Raw genomic sequence first — 23737 nt, 5'->3', positions numbered from 1 at the left:
CATGCCCGCTGCAATAAAATCCTCCCGATTCTACCGCACTTTTTCTAATTTTGCCAAATGCGCAATCAACCACTTAATGCCTTGAGCTTGGAAAGCGATTTGTAAACGGGTGTTATTATCTGAGCCTTCAACGTTTATCACTGTGCCAAAACCAAACTTTTCATGTTTCACTTTTTGTCCCATTTTCCATTCATTTTCAGGCAAACTCGTGCTTAAACTCCCTACTTTCGCTTGGTTTAATGCTCGAGTCACTGTTCCGCGCAAACGGATTTCCTGAATACATTCTGATGGCAATTCGGTAATAAAACGTGAAGGCAAATGACGTTCTTCTTTTGTATAAACACGACGACTTTCTGCATAACAAATCGTCAGTTTTTGCTTAGCACGTGTAATGCCCACATAAGCAAGACGGCGTTCTTCTTCTAAACGACCTGGTTCTTCAAATGAACGGAAACTTGGGAATATGCCCTCTTCTACTCCCACCATAAACACGCGTGGGAATTCCAAACCTTTTGCTGAGTGTAAGGTCATCATTTCTACACAAGATTGATGAGGGGATGCCTGCTCTTCTCCCGCTTCTAAAGAAGCATGAGTTAAAAAGGCGGTAAGATCGGTCATGTCTTCTGCTTCATTAGGTTTGATAAATTCTCGGGTTGCCGTCACCAGTTCTTCTAAGTTTTCAATACGGACTTCACCCTTTTCGCCTTTTTCCTGTTTATACATATCGTATAAGCCGGAATGTTTAATCACGAAATCGGTCTGTGCAAACAATGGCATCTCGGCTGTATCCACCTGTAAAGAATTAATCAACTCTTGGAAGCGCAACAATGCGGTTGAAGCTCGCCCTGTTAGCATATTTTCTTGTATGGCTACTTGAACAGCTTGCCATAAAGTAATTTGACGCTCACGGGTTAAATTTCGTAACACATCTAAAGTACGATCACCAATGCCACGTGTAGGCGTATTAATTACACGTTCAAATGCCGCATCATCTTGACGATTATTAATTAAGCGTAAATACGCCAACGCATCTTTAATTTCTTGGCGTTCGAAGAATCGCATCCCACCATAAATCCGGTATGGAATTTGGCAACGAATCAACGCTTCTTCAATAACACGAGATTGGCTATTACTACGATATAAAACGGCACAATCATCTAATTTTCCGCCGTCATCTACCCAGTTTTGAATCTGAGAAGCCACAAATTTTGCCTCATCTAATTCATTAAATGCGGCATAAATACCTACTGGCTCACCCATTTCACCGTCGGTCCATAAATTCTTACCGAGACGATCACTATTATTCGAAATAAGTTGGTTGGCACTTTTCAAAATATTGCCGGTAGAACGATAGTTTTGCTCCAAACGGATAGTTTCAGCGTTGAAATCTTTTAAGAATTTTTGAATATTTTCGACTTGTGCACCACGCCATCCATAAATGGATTGGTCATCATCGCCCACAATCATCACTTTGCCCGTATTGCCGGCAAGAATTTTGATCCAGACATATTGAATTTTATTGGTATCTTGAAACTCGTCCACCAAAATATGCTGAAAACGTTGCTGATAGCGCTGCAAAATCACCGGCTTTTTAGCAAATAATTCATACGCACGAATTAACAATTCCGCAAAATCCACCAAGCCCGCACGATCACAAGTATCTTGATAAATTTGATAAATCTTAATCCACTCTTTTTCCTGACGATCACCGAAATCATCAATATCTTGCGGTCTTAAACCTTCATCTTTTTTATTATTGATATACCAGCACGCTTGTTTAGGTGGAAACGCTTTATCGTCATAATTGTGCAATTTCATCAAGCGTTTTACTAAACGAAGTTGGTCTTCAGAATCCAAAATTTGGAAATCTTGTGGCAAGTTCACATCTAAATGGTGAGCACGTAATAATCGATGGGCAATGCTATGGAATGTGCCAATCCACATACCAAATAGATTCGATTGAGCATGTTTAGATAAGGTATCTTGAATACGATGACGCATTTCAGCAGCGGCTTTATTGGTGAAGGTTACCGCCATGATGCTGCCTTCAGAAATATTTTCTACAGCAATCAACCAAGCAATACGGTGAGTCAGTACGCGAGTTTTACCACTTCCAGCCCCCGCGAGCACAAGGTAATTGCCAAGCGGTGCTGCCACTGCTTCACGTTGTTTATCATTCAAGCCATCAAGTAATTCTGAAATATCCATTGCTCTTATTTTAATCTGGTTAAATTTACAGGGGATTATAGTGGGAATTATACGTTTAAACAATCCCAATATTTACAAATTTCCTCTGCCCGCTTATATTAGCAATATCAAATAATTACTAAATATTGACGAAGAAAAAGGAGACATAATGTCAATAAAAACCACGTTAAAATTAACCGCACTTTCAGCCCTAACCGCCCTCGCGTACACCTCTCACGCACAGGCTGAAGGCAAACTCACCGTGTATTGCAGTGTACAAAATGTCGTATGTGAAAAAGTCACGCAAGCCTTTAGTAAAAAATACAATGTAGATGCACAATTTGTACGTAATAGTACAGGCGTCGTATTAGGCAAAATTAAAGCTGAAAAAGAAAACCCTCAAGCTGATTTCTGGTTTGGCGGCACCATTGAACCGCATCTTCAAGCCGCAGAATTAGGCTTGCTTGAATCCTACCGTTCCCCATTACAAAAAGATATCATGCCGCAGTTTAAATCTTTAATGGATCAACGCGGCAATTTCACCTCTGTGATTTACTTAATGGAACTTGGCATTGGGGTAAATACTAAAAAATTAAAAGAATTGAATATTCCTGCGCCAAAATGTTATGCAGATCTAATAAAACCAGAATATAAAGGATACATTCAATACCCTGACCCTCGTGTTTCTGGTACTGGCTACTCGCTTATCAGTACGTTTTCCACATTATGGGGAGAAGAAAAAGCCTTCGACTATCTGAAAAAACTAGAACCCAATCTCATGCAACATACCAAAACAGGTCTTGCAAGCAACTATTTGGCTAATGGTACCGTAGCGATTGATTTAGGTTTTATGTTGGTTTATCCGCGTGAGAAGAAAAATGGTGCACCAGTTGAAGGCATTTTACCATGCGAAGGCGTGGGCTATTCTTTAGGCGGAGCAAGCATCATTAAAGGATCTAGAAACCTTGATAATGCCAAACTGTTTATGGATTTCGTGCTAAGCAAAGAAGCCCAAGAAATTCCGTGGAGAGAATCTGATTCTTATCAACTTCCAACCAATATTCATGCTGAACCAGCGCCTGGTTTCTTACCGGCTAGCAAATTAAAACTGGTGGATATTGATTTTATGAAATTCGGTACAGATCAAGAAGGCAAACGCCTTACCCAACGTTGGGTTTCTGAAGTACTCTTAGAGGGTAAATCACCAAAAGAATAAACAGAATAAAAAAAGTGCGGTCAAAAATAAGAATGTTTTTGGCCGCACTTGTTTTTATTAATTCTTAGATGAACAATACTCTTGAATACTTTGCCAAGTTAAATTCTTATAATGGTGGTACACTGGATGGAAAATTGTTTCATCTTTATATTCAGGTATCCAAGGCTTTCTATCTGTTATATAGTGAATAATCCATGGAGATTTAGTTACGAATGGTAAAAATGTGAAGTTATAGTGAGCTTGAACATTATAGCGAACATCAATTCTTAGCCAGCGATTAAATAGAACAAAGTTCAAAATATCTTGATCTGCATAGAGTACATCTGAATAATATAATGCTGTAACTAACAGTTTACTCGTCATATTTTCTGCTCGACATTTCACTAAATCCCATAATATTACACCTGCATTAAAATAAGGTTTGAAATTTTCTCCACCTTGGTAAGAAATACATGATTCTAGTTCTTTAGGCGTGTTTAAAACATACCAGTGAGGTGTATTTTCATTTGATAAATTATAGTCATCAATAGCCGCAATCGGGCAGCCTTTCATATCAGCATGAAATAAATTTGATAATGATGAATTTACAATGATATCGCTATCCAAATAAAGTACCCGATCTTCTTGAATTAATTCTGGAATGAAGAATCGAGCATAAGTGAGTTCATTAACATGTTTTAATTTATTAGGCAGTTTTTTTATGATTTCATTAATAGCGAATGAATTAGGCATTATTTTTTGGTTTAAACGCTGAATAGCCGGATTAGCCTCACTTAACCAAATAGATGAAAGTTGATTATTAAACTTCGCGAGATTTTGAGCTTGTTTAATAAACCAATCTTCCGGAATATCTGTATGAATAATATAGATATGCACCTGAGAGTTATGGTAGCAAATAGATTTTAATAAGGTTTCAAGTGGTTCTAGATAATTTTTATCGGCACAAAGTGCAATATTTATTTTATTTGTTGTCATATTATTCCAATTTTACAGTTAAAGCTTCTGAGAACATCATCAAAGGATTATAATTCCTTATAACAACTAAGCTAAAACCAACCGCTCTTTTCCTGCATAGATATTCGCTTTTCCAGGACGAGCAAAGCCGATAAGGGAAAGATTGTGTTGTTCGGCCATATTGACAGCAAGATCTGTTGCAGCAGAAATCGCAACAAGTAACTCGATGCCACAAGCGACCGATTTTTGAACCATTTCATAACTAGCTCGGCTTGAAACAAGTACGAATCCTTGCGGTTGATTCTGTTTAGCATGCCAGCCGATTAATTTATCTAGCGCGACATGCCGCCCTACATCCTCTCGAATCGCCAGTAAATTGCCGGATAAATCAAAAAAGGCCGCTGCATGTGTAGCCCCTGTTTCTTTCCCGAGTTCTTGATTGGCTTGTAATTGTTCTAAGCAACCATCTAATAAATTTAAATTAAATTGGGAAGTGCGGTCTAATTTTGGCAATTTTTTATAAACTTGTGAGATTTGTTCTGTGCCGCAAATGCCACATCCTGTTCTGCCTGTTAATGTTCGGCGATGATCTTTTAATGCCACAAATTGGCGGCTAGATAATTCAATTTGCACTTCGATGCCATTGCATACTTCCACCACATCAATGCCATAAATATCCGCTTTTTTCTCAATAATACCTTCTGCCAATGAAAAGCCTAAAGCAAAATCCTCTAAATCTTGTGGAGAACACATCATGACGGTATGCGCAATACCATTATAGACAAGAGAAACAGGGACTTCCGCAGCCAGACTATCTTGTTTTTCAATGAAAAGTGCGGTCGGATTTTCAGGTGTTTTTTTAAAAAAATTGATTGTTTTTTGGATTATCCAGTGCATTATTTTTTCCCAATAAAATGACTCTTGTAAAAATGTTACTTTTTTTTAACAAAAAATGTTTATTTTGTGATCTAGCTCAAGTTTTGAAACGATTATAACAAGTTTTGATTATAGATTTCAGGTTAAAAAATAGTTAAAATTATCCCTGTTTAAATTGGTCATTGTTATAGCCGATTTAATGGTTGATACGTTATTTTAACGAAATCAAATAAATTATCTATACGAATTTATACTATCGAAATATCTTAACGGTTCGCCGTTATGAAGGAGTGATTATGCAGGTCTCTAGACGTAAGTTCTTTAAGATCTGTGCAGGTGGTATGGCGGGGACGTCTGCGGCAATGTTGGGCTTTGCACCATCATCTGTTTTAGCAGCGCCACGTGAGTACAAATTATTACGGGCATTTGAATCCCGTAACACCTGTACATATTGTTCTGTAAGCTGTGGTATGTTGCTATATAGCACAGGTAAACCTTACGATTCCTTAAGCAGCCACACAGGTACCAATACCCGTTCTAAATTATTCCACCTTGAAGGTGACCCAGACCATCCGGTAAGCCGTGGTGCGTTGTGTCCGAAAGGTGCAGGTGCGTTAGACTATGTTAATAGTAAAAGTCGCGTACTATATCCTGAATATCGTGCACCAGGTTCTGACAAGTGGGAACGTATTTCTTGGAAAGATGCAATCAAACGCATTTCTCGCTTACTAAAAGATGACCGTGATGCCAACTTTGTTGAAAAAGATGCAAGTGGCAAAACTGTTAACCGTTGGACAACTACAGGTATTATGACCGCCTCTGCTATGAGTAATGAGGCCGCACTTCTTACCCAAAAATGGGTTCGAATGATGGGCATAGTGCCGATGTGTAACCAAGCGAATACTTGACACGGACCAACGGTAGCAAGTCTTGCTCCATCATTTGGTCGCGGTGCCATGACAAACAACTGGGTTGACATCAAAAACGCCAATCTTATTATCGTTCAAGGCGGTAACCCTGCTGAAGCTCACCCTGTTGGCTTCCGTTGGGCGATCGAAGCGAAGAAAAACGGTGCAAAAATCATCGTAGTTGATCCTCGCTTTAACCGTACAGCGTCTGTAGCTGACCTTCATGCGCCAATTCGTTCTGGTACTGATATCGCATTCTTAATGGGTGTGATCCGTTACCTATTGGAAACCAATCAAATCCAACACGAATACGTTAAACACTATACCAATGCTTCATTCTTAATTGATGAAGGCTTCAAATTTGAAGATGGTTTATTTGTAGGTTTTGATGAAGAAAAACATGCTTACGATAAATCAAAATGGAATTACCAATTTGATGAAAATGGTTTTGCTAAACGTGATATGACCTTACAAGATCCACGTTGTGTGATTAATATCTTGAAAGATCACGTCTCTCGCTATACCCCAGAAATGGTTGAGCGTATCACAGGTGTCAAACAAAAAACCTTCTTACAAATCTGTGAAGAGATTGGTAAAACCTCTGCTCCAAATAAAACTATGACGCACTTATATGCGTTAGGCTTGACTGAGCATACAATTGGTACACAAAACATTCGCTCAATGGCAATGATCCAATTACTCTTAGGTAATATGGGTATGCCAGGCGGTGGTATTAATGCATTGCGTGGACACTCAAACGTTCAAGGTACAACAGATATGGGCTTATTGCCGATGTCTTTACCAGGTTATATGCGTCTACCAAATGATAAAGATACCTCTTATGAGCAGTATATCAACGCAATTACGCCAAAAGATATCGTACCGAACCAAGTAAACTACTATCGTAATACGTCGAAATTCTTCGTCAGTTTGATGAAAACGTTCTATGGTGATAAAGCAACCAAAGAAAATGGTTGGGGCTTCGATTTCTTACCAAAAGCAGATCGTTTATACGATCCTATCACTCATGTTAAGTTAATGAATGATGGCAAATTGAACGGTTGGATTTTACAAGGTTTCAACGTATTAAACTCATTACCGAACAAAAACAAAACTGTTGCAGGTATGAGCAAATTGAAATTCTTAATCGTAATGGATCCACTTCAAACTGAATCTTCTGAATTCTGGAAAAACTTTGGTGAATCAAACGATGTAAATCCAGCTGATATTCAAACTGAAGTATTCCGTTTACCAACTACTTGTTTCGCAGAAGAAGATGGCTCTATTGCCAACTCTGGTCGTTGGGCACAATGGCACTGGAAAGGCTGTGACCAACCAGGTGAAGCACTACCAGATGTTGAAATTCTTTCTATGATTCGTGAAGAGATGCATCATCTCTATCAAGAAGACTTGAAAAAAGGTATTCAACCAAAAGGTTTAGAATCTTTCGAAGCGATGACTTGGAACTATGCACAACCGCATGCACCAAGCTCCGCAGAGTTAGCAAAAGAATTAAATGGTTATGCCCTTGAAGATCTTTTAGATGCTAACGGTAATGTGGTTTATAAGAAAGGTCAATTACTTAACGGATTCGCTCATTTACGTGATGACGGTACCACCTCTGCTGGTAACTGGATCTACGTAGGTCAATGGACTGAAAAAGGTAACCAAATGGCAAACCGTGACAATTCTGACCCTTCAGGTTTAGGTTGTACATTAGGTTGGGGCTTCGCATGGCCAGCAAACCGCCGCGTCCTTTATAGCCGCGCTTCACTAGATATTAACGGTAATCCTTGGGATAAGAACCGTCAATTAATCAAATGGAACGGTAAAAACTGGAACTGGCATGATGTGGCTGACTATGGTACACAGCCACCAGGTTCTGATGCGGGTCCATTCATTATGTCTGCAGAAGGTGTAGGCCGTTTATTTGCAGTAGATAAAATTGGAAGCGGTCCACTACCGGAGCACTATGAACCAATTGAAAGCCCAATTGATACTAACCCACTGCATCCAAAAGTAGTCTCTGATCCGACAATTCGTATCTATAAAGAAGACCGCGAATTTATCGGCTCAAACAAAGACTTCCCGTATGTGGCAACGACTTATCGTTTGACCGAGCACTTCCACAGTTGGACAGCTCAATCTGCGTTAAATATCATCGCTCAACCACAACAATTCGTGGAAATCGGTGAAAAATTAGCTGCAGAAAAAGGTATCCAAAAAGGTGATATGGTGAAAATTACTTCTCGCCGTGGCTACATTAAAGCCGTCGCAGTAGTAACAAAACGTTTAAAAGATTTAGAAATCGACGGACGTACCGTACACCACATAGGTATTCCAATTCACTGGGGTATGAAAGCCTTAAATGGTAAAGGTAATCGTGGTTTCTCAACCAATACCTTAACACCATCTTGGGGTGAGTCGGTTACACAAACACCAGAATATAAAACATTCTTGGTAAATATCGAGAAGGCGGAGGCATAATATGGCAGGAAATGGTCAAGGCGTTCAATCGCAAGACATTATCAAGGTCTCCGCTACGTCTGGTTTTACGCCGGCACCTCAAGCGCGAGATCATAAAGTTGAAGTAGCAAAATTAATCGACGTATCCACCTGTATCGGTTGTAAAGCCTGTCAGGTGGGCTGTTCAGAATGGAATGATATCCGCTCTGACGTCAATGCAAAATGTGTGGGGATCTACGATAACCCTGTAGATCTCAATGCAAAAGCGTGGACGGTAATGCGCTTTAACGAAGTAGAAGAAAATGATCGTTTAGAATGGTTAATCCGTAAAGATGGTTGTATGCACTGTTCAGAACCAGGCTGTTTAAAAGCTTGTCCTGCACCAGGTGCAATCATCCAATATGCGAACGGTATCGTGGATTTCCAATCTGATAAATGTATCGGTTGTGGTTACTGTATCGCAGGTTGTCCGTTCAACATTCCACGTATGAACCCAGACGACAACCGCGTGTACAAATGTACCCTTTGTGTGGATCGTGTTTCTGTAGGCCAAGAACCGGCTTGTGTGAAAACATGTCCAACTGGTGCAATTCGTTTTGGTTCTAAAGAAGAAATGAAACTCTACGCAGAACAACGTGTTGCAGACTTAAAATCACGTGGTTACGAAAATGCGGGCATCTATGACCCTGAAGGCGTGGGCGGTACACACGTAATGTATGTATTACATCATGCTGATAAACCAGAGCTTTATTCCGGTCTTCCTAAAGATCCACAAATTGACCTCTCTGTCACTGTGTGGAAAGATATCTTGAAACCGGTAGCAGCTGTGGCAATGGGTGGTTTAGCACTTGCTGAAATTGGTCACTACTTAGCTGTAGGTCCAAACGTAGAAGAAGATGTGGAAGATCATCACCACAAATTTGAAGAAGAAGATAGAAAAGGGGGCAAAGATGAGTAAGATTGAGATTAGCAATGATACTCGAATCATTCGTCATAGAACGCCTGCTCGTTTTAGCCACTGGCTACTCGTAATCTGCTTCTTTATGACGATGTTCACTGGTGTGGCTTTCTTCTTCCCAGATTTTGCGTGGTTAACTGAGATTTTAGGTACCCCGCAACTGGCGCGAGCAATTCACCCGTTCACCGGTATCATTATGTTTGTTGCCTTTATTTTCCTTGGCTATCTTTACTGGGATCACAACATTCCAGAGAAAAACGATATCCGTTGGTTAAAAGGCATGCTTGAAGTATTGAAAGGAAATGAACACGCTGTTGCTTATAACGGTAAATATAACCTTGGTCAAAAAATGTTATTCTGGACATTGAACTTGGCAATGGTTACCTTGCTTGTAACTGGCGTCATTATGTGGCGTCAATTTTTCTCGCACTACTTCTCTATTCCGGTATTACGTTTTGCGATTTTACTTCACTCTTTAAGTGCATTCATGTTGTTCACCGGTATCTTGGTACACATGTACATGGCATTCTGGGTAAAAGGCTCCATTCGTGGTATCGTGGAAGGCTGGGTAACCGTTCGCTGGGCGAAAAAACACCACCCGAAATGGTATAACGAAGAAGTACTTCCTAAGCTAGAAGAAGACCTTAAAAACGAAGCTGAAGGTAAAAAAGTAAAAACCAAAGCATTGTTCAAAGGTATCAATGGCTAAAATCAAAAAGTGCGGTTAAAATTGACCGCACTTTTTCTTATAAATACTTAAGAGACAATTATGAGTATCAAAATCTTATCTGCAGACGAAATCAAACAAAAAACGAATTCATACGATATTCCCCCTGTTTTGTTTGCTAACCCTAAAAATCTTTATCAACGTCGTGCAAAACGTTTAAGAGAATTAGCGAAAGATCATCCATTGGCTGATTATTTACTCTTTGCTGCAGATGTTGTGGAAAGCCAATTAAGCGTATTTGAAAAAAATCCATTAGAAAAACAGCATTTCGATAATTTAGATGAACTTGAACCGTTAAATACTAAAACATTTAAACGCTCAAGCATTTGGATTGAATATCTCAAAGAAATTTTACATAGCATTAAACCAAAAGCGAATGAACAGGTTCTTGCTACGATTGAGAATCTTGAAAAGGCCTCTGATAAAGAGCTTGAAGAAATGGCTAGCCATCTTTTAAGCCAAGAATTTAATTTAGTGAGCACCGATAAAGCCGTCTTTATTTGGGCTGCGCTTTCTCTTTATTGGTTACAACTGGCTCAACAAATTCCTCATAACAGTCGCCAAGAAGGAACTGACAATCTACATTACTGCCCTGTTTGTGGTTCTGCACCCGTGTCAAGTGTTGTCCATATCGGTACTTCACAAGGTTTACGCTATTTGCACTGCAATCTCTGTGAAAGTGAGTGGAATTTAGTGCGCGCACAATGTACAAACTGCAATGAACACAAAAATCTTGAAATGTGGTCATTAAATGAAGAGCTTGCTCTTGTTCGTGCAGAAACCTGCGGCGATTGCCAAAGCTACTTAAAAATCATGTTCCAAGAAAAAGATCCGAATGTTGAAGCGGTAGCCGATGATTTAGCATCAATTTTCTTAGATATTGAAATGGAAGAAAAAGGCTTCGCACGCAGTGGATTAAATCCATTTGTCTTCCCAGCAGAAGAAGTGTAATGTCTTACTTTTCAGGTAAACAAAGTGCGGTCAAAATTGACCGCACTTTTTCATGCTAGAGATAACATGCCATCACGACAGCATTTTCTCGTCCACCATCTGGTTTCGGATAATAATTCTTACGAATATCAACCTCATTAAATCCCAGCTTTTCATAAAGGAAACGAGCAGGATTCGATTCACGCACTTCAAGCCAAAGCGTTTGAATACCTTTCTCTTTAAGCTTATCCATTAAACCTTGCAATAAAAACGAACCGTAGCCCTTTCCTTGTTGAGCTGGTTCAATCGCAATATTAAATAATGTCGCTTCATCTAATACCGTTTGGCAAATAGCAAAACCAAGCACTTGCTCCTTCTCCACTAATTTCAAATTGAGATAACGCTCGCCGACATTATTTTTCAATGTTCCCAATGACCAAGGCACAAGGTGTGCTGCTTGTTCAATTTCATATAAGCGATTCATATCGCATTCTTCAATAGAAAAAAGAGAAGGCATAATGATTAAATTTGTTGGATTTGTTGCCAAAGCTCACGTTTAGCTTGGCTATCTTGCTGGAATTGTTGCCAATCAACAGAGCGATAAACTCGCTCTGCATTTAGGCAATAAGGCAAAGTGCGGTCGATTTCATCAGCATTTTCAGCCAATAACCAATACCGTACAGAATGTTGTAACGTGATATGTTGAATTTGATCGAAATTCAGGCAAAGGCAATCTTCTTTTTTGAGCTCTAGCGCAAGTCGAATATCTGCAAAAAGCGGTGAACTTGAGAGATTATCATTGACCACCACAATAAATTTCACTTGTTCTGAAACACTCACACCTACCGCCCCTTGCAATACTTCTGGGCGATAAAGCTGCCAACGGGTTATTCCCATTTCATTTAAAAGAAGATTGCGTCTATCCATAGATTAACGAGCGATAGTATCTAGCGGATAATCTCTTAAACCTTTAACAATTGCTTTTTCTTGCGCATCTGTTGGTTTTTCTTGATACGCTTTTAAGCTACGGAAAGAAAGAATGTTTTTTGCTTGATAAATCACGGCGATAAAACGTTGGAAATCTTTACCATCACAAGCATAGTAAACATCTGAAGCGTTACCAATCGTTTTTAAATCACATACTTTTTTATTTGTATCAAGATATTTTGTCGTTAATGATGGAACGTGAGAAACATCTTTCAGGTAGTAAGTTTCACTAGTGATAAATTTACGGTTACTACGATCTACACTAGATGCACCACTTAAGAAACGCGGATCTTCTGATTTATCAAAGGCTTTTGTTTGTTTATAGAATTTCTCGCCGTTGAATGTTACTTCTTGATTACCTTTTTTGATGCGCTCAAACTGCGCATCTAAGCTTTGCGCTTGTGCAGCAGGTAATTCAACTTTTGAGCTTGTTGTTGGTAAGGTTGAAGTTTTTTGTTTGCTACCTTGAAGTTGTTCGATTAATTGACAGCCAGACAATAAACTTGCCATTGCGACTGCGGTGATGATTTTTTTCATAAATAATTCCTTAATAAATACGTTTAAATCGTTTTCTTTTGTTAGAATAACACGTAATTTTAACCAATAAACCACAGGATTTAAAGCGTGATTTCTCTCGAAAGCGAAGTTTTACAACGCCATCTTCCCCTTTTTAGCGGTAAATCAATTCTTCTTGCCGGCAGCATTAATGATGATTTCCCTCAAATATTGCAAAAACATTGCCAATCTGTGCAGGTTTGGAGTTGGTATTTTGATTATGCAAAAACCCAAAGTGCGGTCAATTTTGAGGTTGAATTTCAGCCGCAAGCCGATTTGATTATTTATTATTGGACGAAGAATAAACAAGAAGTGAATTTTCAGCTGATGCAACTACTCGCCAAAAGTAAAATTGGTCAAGAAGTGTTGATTATCGGTGAAAATCGTTGTGGCGTCCGTTCAGCTGAAAAACTGCTTGAACCTTATGGTGAAATTGGCAAAATCGACTCTGCGCGTCGTTGCGGTTTATACCATTTTGCCTTACAAAAACAACCGCACTTTGATCTTCAATCTTATTGGAAATGCTACCAAAATGATGCATTAGGCGATCTCCGTATTTTCAGCTTGCCGGGTGTATTCAGTGCCAATGAACTTGATAATGGAACGTCACTTCTACTTTCTACCTTAACGTCACCAATTCAAGGCAAAGTATTAGACGTTGGTTGTGGTGCGGGTGTCATTGGTTCAATGATCAAAAAACATCACCCTAAAGCGGATGTCACAATGACTGATATTCATGCAATGGCAATTCAATCTGCTCGCCAAACGCTTGCTGAAAATCAACTTGAAGGCCGGGTTATCGCAAGCGATGTGTTTTCCCATATTGAAGGGAAATTTGATCTGATCATTTCAAACCCGCCTTTCCACGATGGAGTCGATACTGCTTATCGTGCAGTGAAAGAACTTATTCAACAAGCAAAATGGCATTTGACGGCCGGTGGTGAACTTCGTATTGTTGCTAATGCATTTCTGCCCTATCCCGATTTATTAGCGCAACATTTCGGTAAGTTTGAAGTCCTTGCTCAAACCACCAAATTTAAAGTGTATTCCGTGAGAAATTAAGGAGAAAACAATGTTTGTAACCAGTTCAGCTATTCAAAATGGTGCCTTTGAAGACAAATATGGTAAACGCGGCACACAATTTAGCCCAAATGGTATGCCGACCTACTCTATTCCCTTTGAAATTCACGATGCCCCTCAAGGCACTAAATCCTTTGCAGTTGTCTTAGAAGATAAAGACGCAATTACGGCAAGTGGCTTTGTGTGGATTCATTGGCTCATTGCAGATCTTGAACGTATGGTTATTCAAGAAAATGAAAGCCAAACCGCAACAGATTATGTACAGGGTGCAAACACTTGGGCGAGTAAATTAGGTCAATTTGATATTGAAGAAGCCTCATTCTATGGTGGTATGGCACCACCAAACTGTTTACATCGTTACGAGCTTATTGTGTATGCACTCGATACCAAACTAAACCTCAAACCGGGATTCCGTTTTAATGATCTACATTTTGCGATGCAAGGGCATATTTTGGATCAAGCTGTGATAATGGGCACCTATGATGTTTAATCATTTATAGCTCATCCTAAAAATACCATAAAAAATGACCGCACTTCGATAAAGTACGGTCATTTATTTTGAGGGTTTATAATGTGATTTTATTTGATGAGTCTTTGACTAATTTCGAGTGCGCTTTTTTCTGTTCTTTCATCTTATTGCTCGTTTCACGGCGTAAAGTTGAAAGTTCCGCATTGCGAATGTTGTACTCATCCACACGGCCTTCATAGTCATCACGCATATTTTCGATAATCGCACGAACATCTTCAATGCTCATATCATCACGAATATATTGATTTAAGTTATCTAATAATAAGACACGTTTTTGGTTATCACGAATTTTGCGGTTGTTGTCTTCAATGTCGCGCTTAAGTTTATTTTTTAAACGATATAAACGCACATACTCTAATACTTCTTGGAAGGATTTACTTACATTTCCCATGATCTACTCTCTCAAAGTTAAAAACAAACTCGGAGTAATGTAGCCTTTTTTTTCGTTCCCGTCAAAAGCTTAAATTTAAATTGATGGATTAGATCAAAAAACTGTTTGATTTAGTTGATTATCCTAGTCGGTAGTGGTAAAAATGAAGAATCCATTCAAAATAAAATAAGGAAACACAATGTCAAAAGTCTTTAATTTTAGCGCTGGTCCAGCCATGATTTTTCCTGAGGTTCTACAAAAAGCACAAGCTGAGCTAACCAACTGGCTTGGTCAAGGTGTATCGGTAATGGAAGTCAGTCACCGTGGCAAATATTTTATGGAATTGATTGCTCAAGCAGAAAAAGATCTACGCGAGGTATATCACATTCCAGATAACTATCGTGTGTTATTCCTACAAGGTGGGGCTCGTGGTCAATTTGCGGCATTACCAATGAACCTAATTGGTGAGAAAGGCAAAGCACTTTACTTAAATAGCGGACATTGGTCTGCAACCGCAGCAAAAGAAGCGCGTAACTTTGCTGAAATTGATGAAATTACCATTGTGGAAAATGGTGATCACACTCACATCACCAATCTTGATTTCAGCAAAATCGCTGAACAATACGATTACGTTCACTATTGCCCAAATGAAACTATCAGCGGTGTTGAAATTTTTGATGTACCTAATGTGGGCAATGCGGTACTTGTAGCCGATATGTCATCTAATGTGCTCTCTCGCGAAATTGATATTAGCAAATTTGGTGTCATTTACGCGGGTGCACAAAAAAATCTTGGTCCAGCAGGGATTACACTTGTAATTATTCGCGATGATTTAATTGGTCATGCTCGCCAAGCCACTCCATCAATTTGGAATTATGCAACACAGCGTGATGCTGATTCCATGATCAATACCCCACCAACCTTTGCTTGGTATCTCTGTTCATTGGTTTTCAAACACATTCAAGCAATTGGCGGCTTAAAAGAAATTGCAAAACGTAACGCCGTGAAAGCACAAACCCTTTATGACTACATTGATAGCAGCAAACTCTATCGTAACGTCGTAGCTAAAGAAAACCGTTCAACCATGAATGTCACATTTGTGACAGGCAATCCTGAACTTGATGCTAAATTTGTTGCAGAATCTACAGCTGCCGGTCTTCAAGCTTTAAAAGGTCACAAAGTGCTAGGTGGTATGCGTGCCTCTATCTATAATGCGATGCCATTAGAAGGCGTGCAAGCACTCATTGAATTCATGAAAAAATTTGAAGCTGAAAATAGCTAATTATCTGATTTATTAAACTCAACGTGCGGGCTGAAAGGCCCGCTCGTTTTTATAAGGAAAGCATATGCAATACATCAACGTCGCCAATCAAGGCGTAAAATCTCTTTCACCTTACCAAGCAGGAAAACCCATCGAAGAACTCGAACGTGAATTAGGTATTACTAATATCGTTAAACTTGCTTCAAATGAAAACCCTTTCGGTTTTCCTGAAAGTGCTAAAAAAGCCATTCAAGCCCAACTTGATCATCTAACTCGCTATCCTGATGCGAATGGTTTTGAACTTAAAGCGGCTATTGCAAAAAAATTTGGTGTGCAACCAAACCAAATCACCCTTGGCAATGGTTCTAACGATTTATTAGAGCTCTTTGCTCATACCTTTGCGGGTGAGTATGATGAAGTGATTTATTCACAATACGCCTTTATTGTTTACCCTTTAGTGACCAAAGCCATTAACGCTGTCGCAAAAGAAATTCCTGCTAAAGATTGGGGACACGATTTAAACGGATTTTTGACCGAACTTTCAGATAAAACCAAGCTGATTTTTATTGCCAATCCAAACAACCCAACGGGGAATTTCTTAACGGAAGCAGAATTGGATGCTTTCTTGGCCAAAGTACCTGAAAACGTAATTGTGGTATTAGATGAAGCGTATACTGAATTTACCCATCCTAGTGAACGGGTTAATTCTTTTGCGTTACTAGATAAATACCCGAACCTTATCGTTTCTCGCTCCCTATCAAAAGCTTATGGATTGGCGGGTTTACGAATTGGCTACGCGGTCTCTAATCCTGAAATTGCAGATTTATTAAACCGTGTTCGTCAGCCATTTAACTGTAATAGTCTTGCTTTGACCAGTGCGATTGCAGTGATGAATGATGATGCTTTCGTGGAAAAAGTGGCTGAAAATAATCGCCAAGAAATGAAACGTTATGAAGCCTTCTGTCAACAATATGGCTTAGACTTTATTCCGTCTAAAGGTAACTTTATTACCATTGATTTTAAACAGCCTGCTGCACCAATTTATGATTCATTATTACGTGAAGGTGTCATTGTTCGTCCTATTGCAGGTTATGGTATGCCAAATCACTTACGCATCAGTATTGGCTTACCGCAAGAAAATGACAAATTTTTTACTGCACTTAAAAAAGTGCTTAATTTAGGAAATAAAAAATAGGAGCTTTTATGACACAAGTAACAATGATGGGCAATCCCATTGAAGTAAGTGGCAACTTTCCCAAAAAAGGGGAAAAAGTGACCGCACTTATACTCACCAATAAAGAACTTGCTGACGTGACGCTTGATGCTTATGCAGGAAAACGCAAGGTCTTAAATATTTTCCCGAGTATTGATACAGGTGTATGTGCAACTTCTGTTCGTAAATTCAATCAACAGGCAGCTAATTTAAAGAATGCCGTGGTACTTTGCATTTCAGCAGACTTACCTTTTGCACAAGCACGATTCTGCGGTGCGGAAGGTATTGAGAAGGTAGAAACACTTTCTACTTTCCGTCATAAAGAAGCCCATGAAAACTTAGGGGTAAACATCAAAACTGGTCCAATCGCAGGTTTAACTGCTCGTTCAGTGATTGTTTTAGATGAAAACAACAATGTGTTACATAGTGAATTGGTATCTGAAATTAAAGATGAACCAAATTATGAAGCTGCGCTAGCCGCACTATAATGAATAAGGCGCTTTTCTCATAGAAAGCGCCTTTTTATTTATTCAGGGAAAATCTCATTCAATATCAATGCTATTCCATCATCATTATGAGAAGCCGTGACACGATTTGCGGCTTGTTTAATTTCATCGGGTGCATTGCCCATTGCAACGCCCAATCCCACACTTTCTAGCATATCTAAATCGTTAAAGTTATCGCCGAAAGCAACACATTCTTCCATCTTCACATGGAAGTAATCTTCGAGAAAACGTACTGCATTACCTTTTGTCGCGGATTTATGCATCACTTCAAGGAAATTCGCATGAGAACGGCAAATGCTTAAATGTGGGAATTTCTCTTTTAGGATTTTCTCAATACTAATCACTTCGTCTGTTTCACCAATGATTTGGATTTTATGCGGAGAATAAACCGCACTTTCATCATAAGGATCGATTTGAATGCCTGTCACGCTACGTTCATAAATCACCCATTTATTATCTAAATCACGAGCGACACAATCATCATAAGTATAATAATTCACACCCAACGCAGGATGGTCTGCTAATACTTGATTAATGGCTTGAATATCAGCGGGATCAATTTGTACTGAATAAATAGGCGTAGCGTTTTTATCTAAAATCAAGGCGCCACTAAATGCCACAATGATGTTGTAATTTTCAATGAGTTTCGCATAAGGCCAAATACCCAGCGGCGAACGCGCAGAGATTGGTGTAAATGGAATACCTTGTTTTGTAATGCGTTGAATTGCATCTAAGGTTTTAGGCGAAATTCGATGATCCGACGTTAATAAGGTACCATCAAAATCACTGAATACGGCTTTATACATAATTGCTCCAAATTGTTATTATTTTTCTGAAAGGTAAGGATCGGCAAAGCCTAAACCTTGCATAATTTCAGTTTCTAAACTTTCCATTTCTTCAGCTTCATCATCGTCAATGTGATCGTACCCCAACAAATGTAAGCTGCCATGCACAATCATATGCGCCCAATGTGCCATTAAAGGCTTTTCTTGCTCGATAGCTTCACGCTCCACCACTTGACGACAAATCACTAAATCGCCCAACAGCGGTAATTCCACTTCATCAGGGCATTCAAAAGGGAAAGACAACACATTAGTTGGACGATCTTTTCCACGATAAGTCAAATTTAAATCATGACTTTCTGCTTCATCAACAATGCGCACGGTCATTTCCACATTATCACTTTCTGGTTGCACTGCGGCTGTTGCCCATTGCAGAATTTGCGCTTCTGATGGCAAGCCTTCAGTATTTTCGCTCGCCAGTTGCAAATCGATAATCATATTGCCCATGTTATTCTCCTAAATTCGTTTCATTTTCTGACCGCACTTTTTGCTCACGTTCAGCTCGACGCTGCGCTGCGATTTCTTGACGGCGGATTTCATCTTGGGCTTCCCATTCTTCGTAAGCTTGCACTACTTTTGCCACCACAGGATGTCGCACAATATCTTTACTTTCAAAGTAGTTAAAGCTTAATTCCGATACTTTACTTAACACTTCCATGGCGTGACGTAAACCCGATTTGGTGCTGCGCGGTAAATCGATTTGGGTTACATCCCCTGTAATCACGGCTTTAGAATTAAAACCAATACGGGTTAAAAACATTTTCATTTGTTCGACCGTCGTATTTTGGCTTTCATCTAGAATGATAAAGCTATCATTAAGTGTTCGCCCACGCATATAAGCTAATGGCGCGATTTCAATCACATTACGCTCCATCAATTTTTGTACGCGTTCAAAGCCAAGCATTTCAAATAACGCATCATAAAGCGGTCGTAAATAAGGTTCAATTTTCTGTCCTAAATCACCCGGCAGGAAACCTAATTTTTCGCCCGCTTCCACCGCAGGACGAGTCAGCAAAATGCGACGAATTTCTTGGCGTTCTAATGCCTCTACAGCTGCTGCTACGGCTAAAAAAGTTTTCCCCGTTCCGGCGGGTCCAATTCCAAAACTAATATCGTGCGTAAGAATATTGTGTAAATACTGAATTTGATTTTCACCACGCGGTTTAATCAAACCACGCTTAGTTTTAATTGTGGTGCTATAAACGTGATTTTCACTGCGTGACTCACTTCCCGCTTGAGATAACATTCTGCTCTCTTGCAAGGCAATATGCACATCTTCTAAATCAAGTTCTTTCACTTTCCCTTTAATTGGTGCAGTTTCCACATATAATGTTTGGATTAATTTCGCCGCACGCTCAATTAATTGTTCATGGTGAGATTTGGGATTTTCATCATTTGATTTCACGGTGAAAGTGAAATTATTACGGGAAATATTGAGGTTAAATTCTTTTTCAATCAGTTTGATATTTTCATCAAATGCACCGCAAAGGGATTGCAGACGATCATTTTCTTGAGGTTCTAAGGTAAAAGTTGTCATTAAATTTCATTTTAGAATTGTGAATACTGTCTCCATTTTAGCCTAATTACGATGAATGTAAAACGGGCTTCACCAACTGATGAAGCCCGATAACCAAATTAAGGCAATTCTGGGAAAAGCATCTTAATCACATTCATTGTCAATCGTCGAGATTGTCCACTAAATGGGAAAATATGCATCATCATCATAGGATTAAAGTTTGCCTCAATCACACCCCACGAACGTAGGCTCGGTTCTGCCGGCTTTTTCAAATCAGGAATAATCAAATCCACGCCACACACTGCCGCCCCCATTGCTTTGCTAATCCCGACCGCAATTTCTTTGTAACTGGCATGCATTTCATCCGTCATATCAATAGAATCGCCGCCTGTACTAATATTGGAATTCGCACGTAATTGGACAAGTTGATCTTTCGCTGGAATAGAATCCACAGTTAAGCCTTGTTCCTTAAGCTGCAACTGCTCAATATCCCCTAATGCAATTTTTTTCAATGGTGTTCGACTACCATCGCCCCGTAAAGGATGATCATTTTTAGCCGCAACTAATTCAGCAACGGTATGTACACCATCTCCAATGACATTTGCTGGAACACGTAATAAGACAGCTAACGTTTGATCGCCTAACACAAAGAAACGGTATTCGGTGCCAAGTAGATAATCTTCAACCATGATCTCTTTATCTTCACGGAAAGCAATTTCTACTGCTTTTGCAAAATCATCTCTATCCGTTACACCTTGTTGGAAAATACTGATCCCTAAACCAAAATTCGTTGATTTTGGCTTAATCACGACAGCTCGATTTTCAAAAAGTGGGAAATTTTCGACCGCACTTTTCACATCGGTAAACTCGATGCTTTGCGGTACATTAAATCCTGCTTTCGCTAACACTTTCTTCGTCACCACTTTATTTTCCATAATGAGTGGAGAAATATAGCTATCGTGAGAAGTCATATTACCGTTTTTCACATATTCCAAATGATCGCCAAATTGAAGACTGATAAATTGATCGCGTTCATCTAAAATCTCAATCTTTAGCCCTTTTTGGATTGCATCAAACAATAACGCTTGTGTGGACAGTTCCATATTATCAAACGCAGTTAATGCATAAAAACGTTCAAAGGCTTTTGCTTTATTAGATTGCGCAATATCGGCCCCTAATTGTTGGTAACTACCGACCTGTTCAATTGCCGCAACCACTTTTGCACAAAGCGTTTGGCTTGGATCCGCAAATTGCTCCAATTTGTTTTTAACAATCGTTTTTATCTCATCACTCACATTAAGTTGTTCAAGCATCTTGAGCATTTCAAGGAGGACTAATTCGCCTTCTACCGCATAAACACTTTGCTCTCTTGGATCTTCCCATGCTACTTCAGCAAGACGTGCTTTGCCTAATTTTATACCTTCTTGATCAGCGGTATCCTCAAGCCATGCCATTAACAAAATAAAATAATGAATGAATTTCGCATCAGCGAGTTCCATTCCATAAGGTGCAAACGGATTGAGATCAAACAAACGAAATTCTAAATATTGAATTCCTTTTTCAAGTAAATCTCGCGCTTTTTTAGCACCACGCAAACGTACACTCGAGTAAAACTCTTTTTCCGCAATCAAATCACCCGATTTCACCCAGTGTTCTAACGTCTCAACATACTCTTGCAAACTGTCATAAGAGACGTGGATCTTCGGATTATTCACATAACCATATTTCCCTGAACGTAAACTCCGCACATATTGATGCGGTTTAAGGGGTGAATTGCCTCTGAAATATTTTTCCTCTACCGTCGGTGTTGCAGAAAACAAGTAAAGTAAAATCCATTGATAGCGTAAGAAGTTCTTCGCTATTTTTAGGTAAAAATTATTTTGAAAATCAACCGCACTTTGTATTTCATTTTGTGCATGAAATAAAGCATCAATAAACTTAGGGTCAATTTGAAAATTGTAATGAATACCACTGACCATTTGCTTATATTTACCGTAAGACTGGACTAAATGCTCCCGATAAGCCACATCTTCCTGATTATCTAATTGTGCAACCTTAATGTGTTCTTCTGGCGGTAATCCTGCAGGCATACTAAAAGGAAAAATAAATTCATCCTCCGGTAAAGTTCGCAAAGTCACTTCATGAATGGCTGAAAGCCAACGTAGTGTATCCTCTAACTTTTTCATAGGGGGAGTCACCAATTCCAACTGACTTTCTGCAAAATCAGTTTGAATATAAGGGTGAAAACGACGATTACCAAAAGCTTTAGGATGCGGTGACGTCACAATTGAACCATCTGCATATACCCGTTGACTTTCCTTTTCAATCCCAAACGACCCTTGCTGGAATAAGAGCTCTAAATGATGTTGTTTAATGATTTGCTGAATATTCATATCCGTCCTTATTAGAAATTTCTACTAGACATTATGGAGAAAAATTAACATAGGACGAAGTAAAAAAATAGAATGGGATATGAAATTTTGATATAAGAGAAAAACATCTGAGAATTATTTGCATTATCTCTTTTAAATATATTAGAATGGGACGAATTTTATTTTCAGAAAATGGGCGATTTGCCCGATAACATAAAGGAGTTTTCATGAAAATTAAGCACTTCCAAATTGCCGCACTAACCGGCTTAATGGCGTTTGCAGGATTCGCTTCTGCAGATATTACTGTTTACAATGGACAGCACAAAGAAGGTTCTCAAGCTGTTGCTGATGCATTTACAAAAGCAACGGGCATTAAAGTGACCTTAAACAGTGCTAAAAGTGATCAACTTGCAGGTCAATTAAAAGAAGAGGGCGATAAAACCCCTGCTGACGTATTCTTTTCTGAACAAACTGCACCTTTCGCTGCCCTGTCTGATGCGGGCTTATTAGAACCGCTTTCTGCAGATACTATTAAACAAACTGCACACAAAGGTGTGCCTGTTGCACCGAAAAAAGACTGGGTCGCATTAAGCGGTCGTTCTCGTGTTGTGGTTTACGATCACACTAAATTATCTGAAAAAGACATGGAAAAATCCGTGTTAGATTATGCAACACCAAAATGGAAAGATAAAATTGGTTACGTTCCAACTTCAGGCGCATTCTTAGAGCAAGTTGTTGCGATTACCAAATTAAAAGGTAAAGATGCCGCTCTTAAATGGTTAAAAGGCTTAAAAGAAAACGGCAAACTTTATGCGAAAAACAGTGTTGCCCTTCAAGCGGTTGAAAATGGTGAAGTACCAGCAGCGTTAATTAACAACTATTACTGGTATACTCTGGCAAAAGAAAAAGGTGCTGAAAACCTCAAAACACGTCTTTATTTTATTCGTCATCAAGATCCTGGTGCATTAGTGACTTATTCTGGTGCTGCTGTATTAAAAGGGTCTAAAAATAAAGAAGAAGCGAAAAAATTCGTTGATTTCTTAGCAAGTAAAGAAGGACAACAAGCGTTTGTTTCAGTACGTGCAGAATACCCACTTCGTACCGATGTGGTTTCTCCATTTAACATGGAACCTTATGCAAAATTAGAAGCGCCTGTTGTTTCAGCAACCACTTCTGAAGACAAAGACAACGCAAACAAACTTATTGAAGAAGCTGGTTTGAAATAAGTTTAATTTACTATGCAATATAGGGCGTGTAATACACGCCCTTCTGTTATTTACTCGA

General features: G+C 39.2%; 22 protein-coding genes. 11 read left to right on the top strand and 11 right to left on the bottom strand.

The annotated features are described in order from the left end of the window. Positions 1 to 30: 30 nt before the first annotated feature. Complete coding sequence (uvrD, locus tag PARA_RS06960) at positions 31 to 2208, bottom strand: DNA helicase II (protein WP_014065137.1); 2178 nt, start codon at positions 2206 to 2208, stop codon at positions 31 to 33. 148 nt (positions 2209 to 2356) lie between these two features. On the opposite strand from uvrD, the gene PARA_RS06955 reads away from it, so the two are divergent. Next, on the top strand, positions 2357 to 3403 hold the full coding sequence (locus PARA_RS06955) for an ABC transporter substrate-binding protein (RefSeq protein ID WP_014065136.1): 1047 nt from the start codon (positions 2357 to 2359) through the stop codon (positions 3401 to 3403). 57 nt (positions 3404 to 3460) lie between these two features. On the opposite strand, the gene PARA_RS06950 is transcribed toward PARA_RS06955, so the two are convergent. Then, the gene (locus PARA_RS06950) at positions 3461 to 4378 is read right to left on the bottom strand and encodes a glycosyltransferase family 8 protein (RefSeq protein ID WP_014065135.1); all 918 of its coding nucleotides are present in this window, start codon (positions 4376 to 4378) and stop codon (positions 3461 to 3463) included. A 66-nt stretch (positions 4379 to 4444) separates the two neighbouring features. Then, entirely contained in the window at positions 4445 to 5254 is an 810-nt protein-coding gene (gene fdhD, locus PARA_RS06945) for a formate dehydrogenase accessory sulfurtransferase FdhD (RefSeq protein WP_014065134.1), read from the bottom strand. Positions 5255 to 5529: 275 nt separating this feature from the next. Between fdhD and fdnG the strand changes: the two genes are divergently transcribed. From fdnG to fdhE, 4 genes are read left to right on the top strand one after another with little or no spacing between them, the layout of a single operon-like run. Beyond that, positions 5530 to 8628 (top strand): formate dehydrogenase-N subunit alpha, encoded by a 3099-nt coding sequence (gene fdnG / locus PARA_RS06935; protein WP_155106196.1) that lies wholly within the window; start codon positions 5530 to 5532, stop codon positions 8626 to 8628. 1 nt (position 8629) lies between these two features. Beyond that, positions 8630 to 9565, top strand: a complete 936-nt coding sequence (gene fdxH / locus PARA_RS06930; protein ID WP_014065133.1) for a formate dehydrogenase subunit beta — start codon at positions 8630 to 8632, stop codon at positions 9563 to 9565. Then, positions 9558 to 10274, top strand: coding sequence for a formate dehydrogenase subunit gamma (locus tag PARA_RS06925; protein ID WP_041918252.1), 717 nt, complete (start codon positions 9558 to 9560; stop codon positions 10272 to 10274). Before fdxH ends, PARA_RS06925 begins: the two co-directional genes overlap by 8 nt. A 60-nt stretch (positions 10275 to 10334) precedes the next feature. Continuing rightward, entirely contained in the window at positions 10335 to 11243 is a 909-nt protein-coding gene (gene fdhE, locus PARA_RS06920; RefSeq protein ID WP_014065131.1) for a formate dehydrogenase accessory protein FdhE, read from the top strand. A 55-nt stretch (positions 11244 to 11298) separates the two neighbouring features. On the opposite strand, the gene rimI is transcribed toward fdhE, so the two are convergent. The 3 genes from rimI to PARA_RS06905 are packed head-to-tail and all read right to left on the bottom strand — an operon-like array spanning position 11299 to position 12746. Further along, complete coding sequence (gene rimI, locus PARA_RS06915; RefSeq protein WP_014065130.1) at positions 11299 to 11739, bottom strand: ribosomal protein S18-alanine N-acetyltransferase; 441 nt, start codon at positions 11737 to 11739, stop codon at positions 11299 to 11301. A 5-nt stretch (positions 11740 to 11744) separates the two neighbouring features. Then, complete coding sequence (locus PARA_RS06910; protein WP_014065129.1) at positions 11745 to 12149, bottom strand: DNA polymerase III subunit psi; 405 nt, start codon at positions 12147 to 12149, stop codon at positions 11745 to 11747. A gap of 3 nt (positions 12150 to 12152) precedes the next feature. Beyond that, the gene (locus PARA_RS06905) at positions 12153 to 12746 is read right to left on the bottom strand and encodes a hypothetical protein (RefSeq protein WP_014065128.1); all 594 of its coding nucleotides are present in this window, start codon (positions 12744 to 12746) and stop codon (positions 12153 to 12155) included. 87 nt (positions 12747 to 12833) lie between these two features. On the opposite strand from PARA_RS06905, the gene rsmC reads away from it, so the two are divergent. Together rsmC and PARA_RS06895 are read left to right on the top strand one after the other, a co-directional pair. Continuing rightward, on the top strand, positions 12834 to 13826 hold the full coding sequence (rsmC, locus tag PARA_RS06900; RefSeq protein WP_014065127.1) for a 16S rRNA (guanine(1207)-N(2))-methyltransferase RsmC: 993 nt from the start codon (positions 12834 to 12836) through the stop codon (positions 13824 to 13826). Between the two features lie 10 nt (positions 13827 to 13836). Then, positions 13837 to 14334 carry a YbhB/YbcL family Raf kinase inhibitor-like protein gene (locus PARA_RS06895; protein ID WP_014065126.1) on the top strand — a complete coding sequence of 166 codons (498 nt, stop codon included), beginning with the start codon at positions 13837 to 13839 and terminating at the stop codon, positions 14332 to 14334. 76 nt (positions 14335 to 14410) lie between these two features. On the opposite strand, the gene PARA_RS06890 is transcribed toward PARA_RS06895, so the two are convergent. Continuing rightward, positions 14411 to 14764: a DUF496 family protein gene (locus PARA_RS06890; RefSeq protein ID WP_014065125.1), complete on the bottom strand. Its 354-nt coding sequence runs from the start codon at positions 14762 to 14764 to the stop codon at positions 14411 to 14413. 178 nt (positions 14765 to 14942) lie between these two features. On the opposite strand from PARA_RS06890, the gene serC reads away from it, so the two are divergent. The 3 genes from serC to tpx all read left to right on the top strand — a co-directional run bounded on the left by serC (position 14943) and on the right by tpx (position 17705). Next, positions 14943 to 16025: a 3-phosphoserine/phosphohydroxythreonine transaminase gene (serC, locus tag PARA_RS06885; RefSeq protein ID WP_014065124.1), complete on the top strand. Its 1083-nt coding sequence runs from the start codon at positions 14943 to 14945 to the stop codon at positions 16023 to 16025. Between the two features lie 64 nt (positions 16026 to 16089). Beyond that, positions 16090 to 17199 (top strand): histidinol-phosphate transaminase, encoded by a 1110-nt coding sequence (hisC, locus tag PARA_RS06880; RefSeq protein WP_014065123.1) that lies wholly within the window; start codon positions 16090 to 16092, stop codon positions 17197 to 17199. Positions 17200 to 17207: 8 nt separating this feature from the next. Then, a complete protein-coding gene (tpx, locus tag PARA_RS06875) occupies positions 17208 to 17705 on the top strand; it encodes a thiol peroxidase (protein WP_014065122.1) in 498 nt (165 codons plus the stop codon). 38 nt (positions 17706 to 17743) lie between these two features. On the opposite strand, the gene PARA_RS06870 is transcribed toward tpx, so the two are convergent. From PARA_RS06870 to gshAB, 4 genes are all read right to left on the bottom strand, one after another. Further along, the gene (locus tag PARA_RS06870; protein WP_014065121.1) at positions 17744 to 18529 is read right to left on the bottom strand and encodes a Cof-type HAD-IIB family hydrolase; all 786 of its coding nucleotides are present in this window, start codon (positions 18527 to 18529) and stop codon (positions 17744 to 17746) included. An 18-nt stretch (positions 18530 to 18547) separates the two neighbouring features. Continuing rightward, positions 18548 to 19012 carry an rRNA maturation RNase YbeY gene (gene ybeY / locus PARA_RS06865; protein WP_014065120.1) on the bottom strand — a complete coding sequence of 155 codons (465 nt, stop codon included), beginning with the start codon at positions 19010 to 19012 and terminating at the stop codon, positions 18548 to 18550. Position 19013: 1 nt separating this feature from the next. Further along, positions 19014 to 20102 (bottom strand): PhoH family protein, encoded by a 1089-nt coding sequence (locus PARA_RS06860; protein ID WP_014065119.1) that lies wholly within the window; start codon positions 20100 to 20102, stop codon positions 19014 to 19016. A gap of 98 nt (positions 20103 to 20200) precedes the next feature. Continuing rightward, complete coding sequence (gene gshAB / locus PARA_RS06855) at positions 20201 to 22474, bottom strand: bifunctional glutamate--cysteine ligase GshA/glutathione synthetase GshB (protein ID WP_014065118.1); 2274 nt, start codon at positions 22472 to 22474, stop codon at positions 20201 to 20203. Between the two features lie 206 nt (positions 22475 to 22680). On the opposite strand from gshAB, the gene PARA_RS06850 reads away from it, so the two are divergent. Beyond that, positions 22681 to 23679, top strand: a complete 999-nt coding sequence (locus PARA_RS06850) for an iron ABC transporter substrate-binding protein (RefSeq protein WP_005697230.1) — start codon at positions 22681 to 22683, stop codon at positions 23677 to 23679. The last annotated feature ends 58 nt before the right edge of the window (positions 23680 to 23737 follow it).

Origin of the sequence: Haemophilus parainfluenzae T3T1 (assembly GCF_000210895.1) — a bacterium.
Lineage (GTDB): Bacteria > Pseudomonadota > Gammaproteobacteria > Enterobacterales > Pasteurellaceae > Haemophilus_D > Haemophilus_D parainfluenzae_A.
This window is presented reverse-complemented; position numbering and strand designations above follow the sequence as displayed.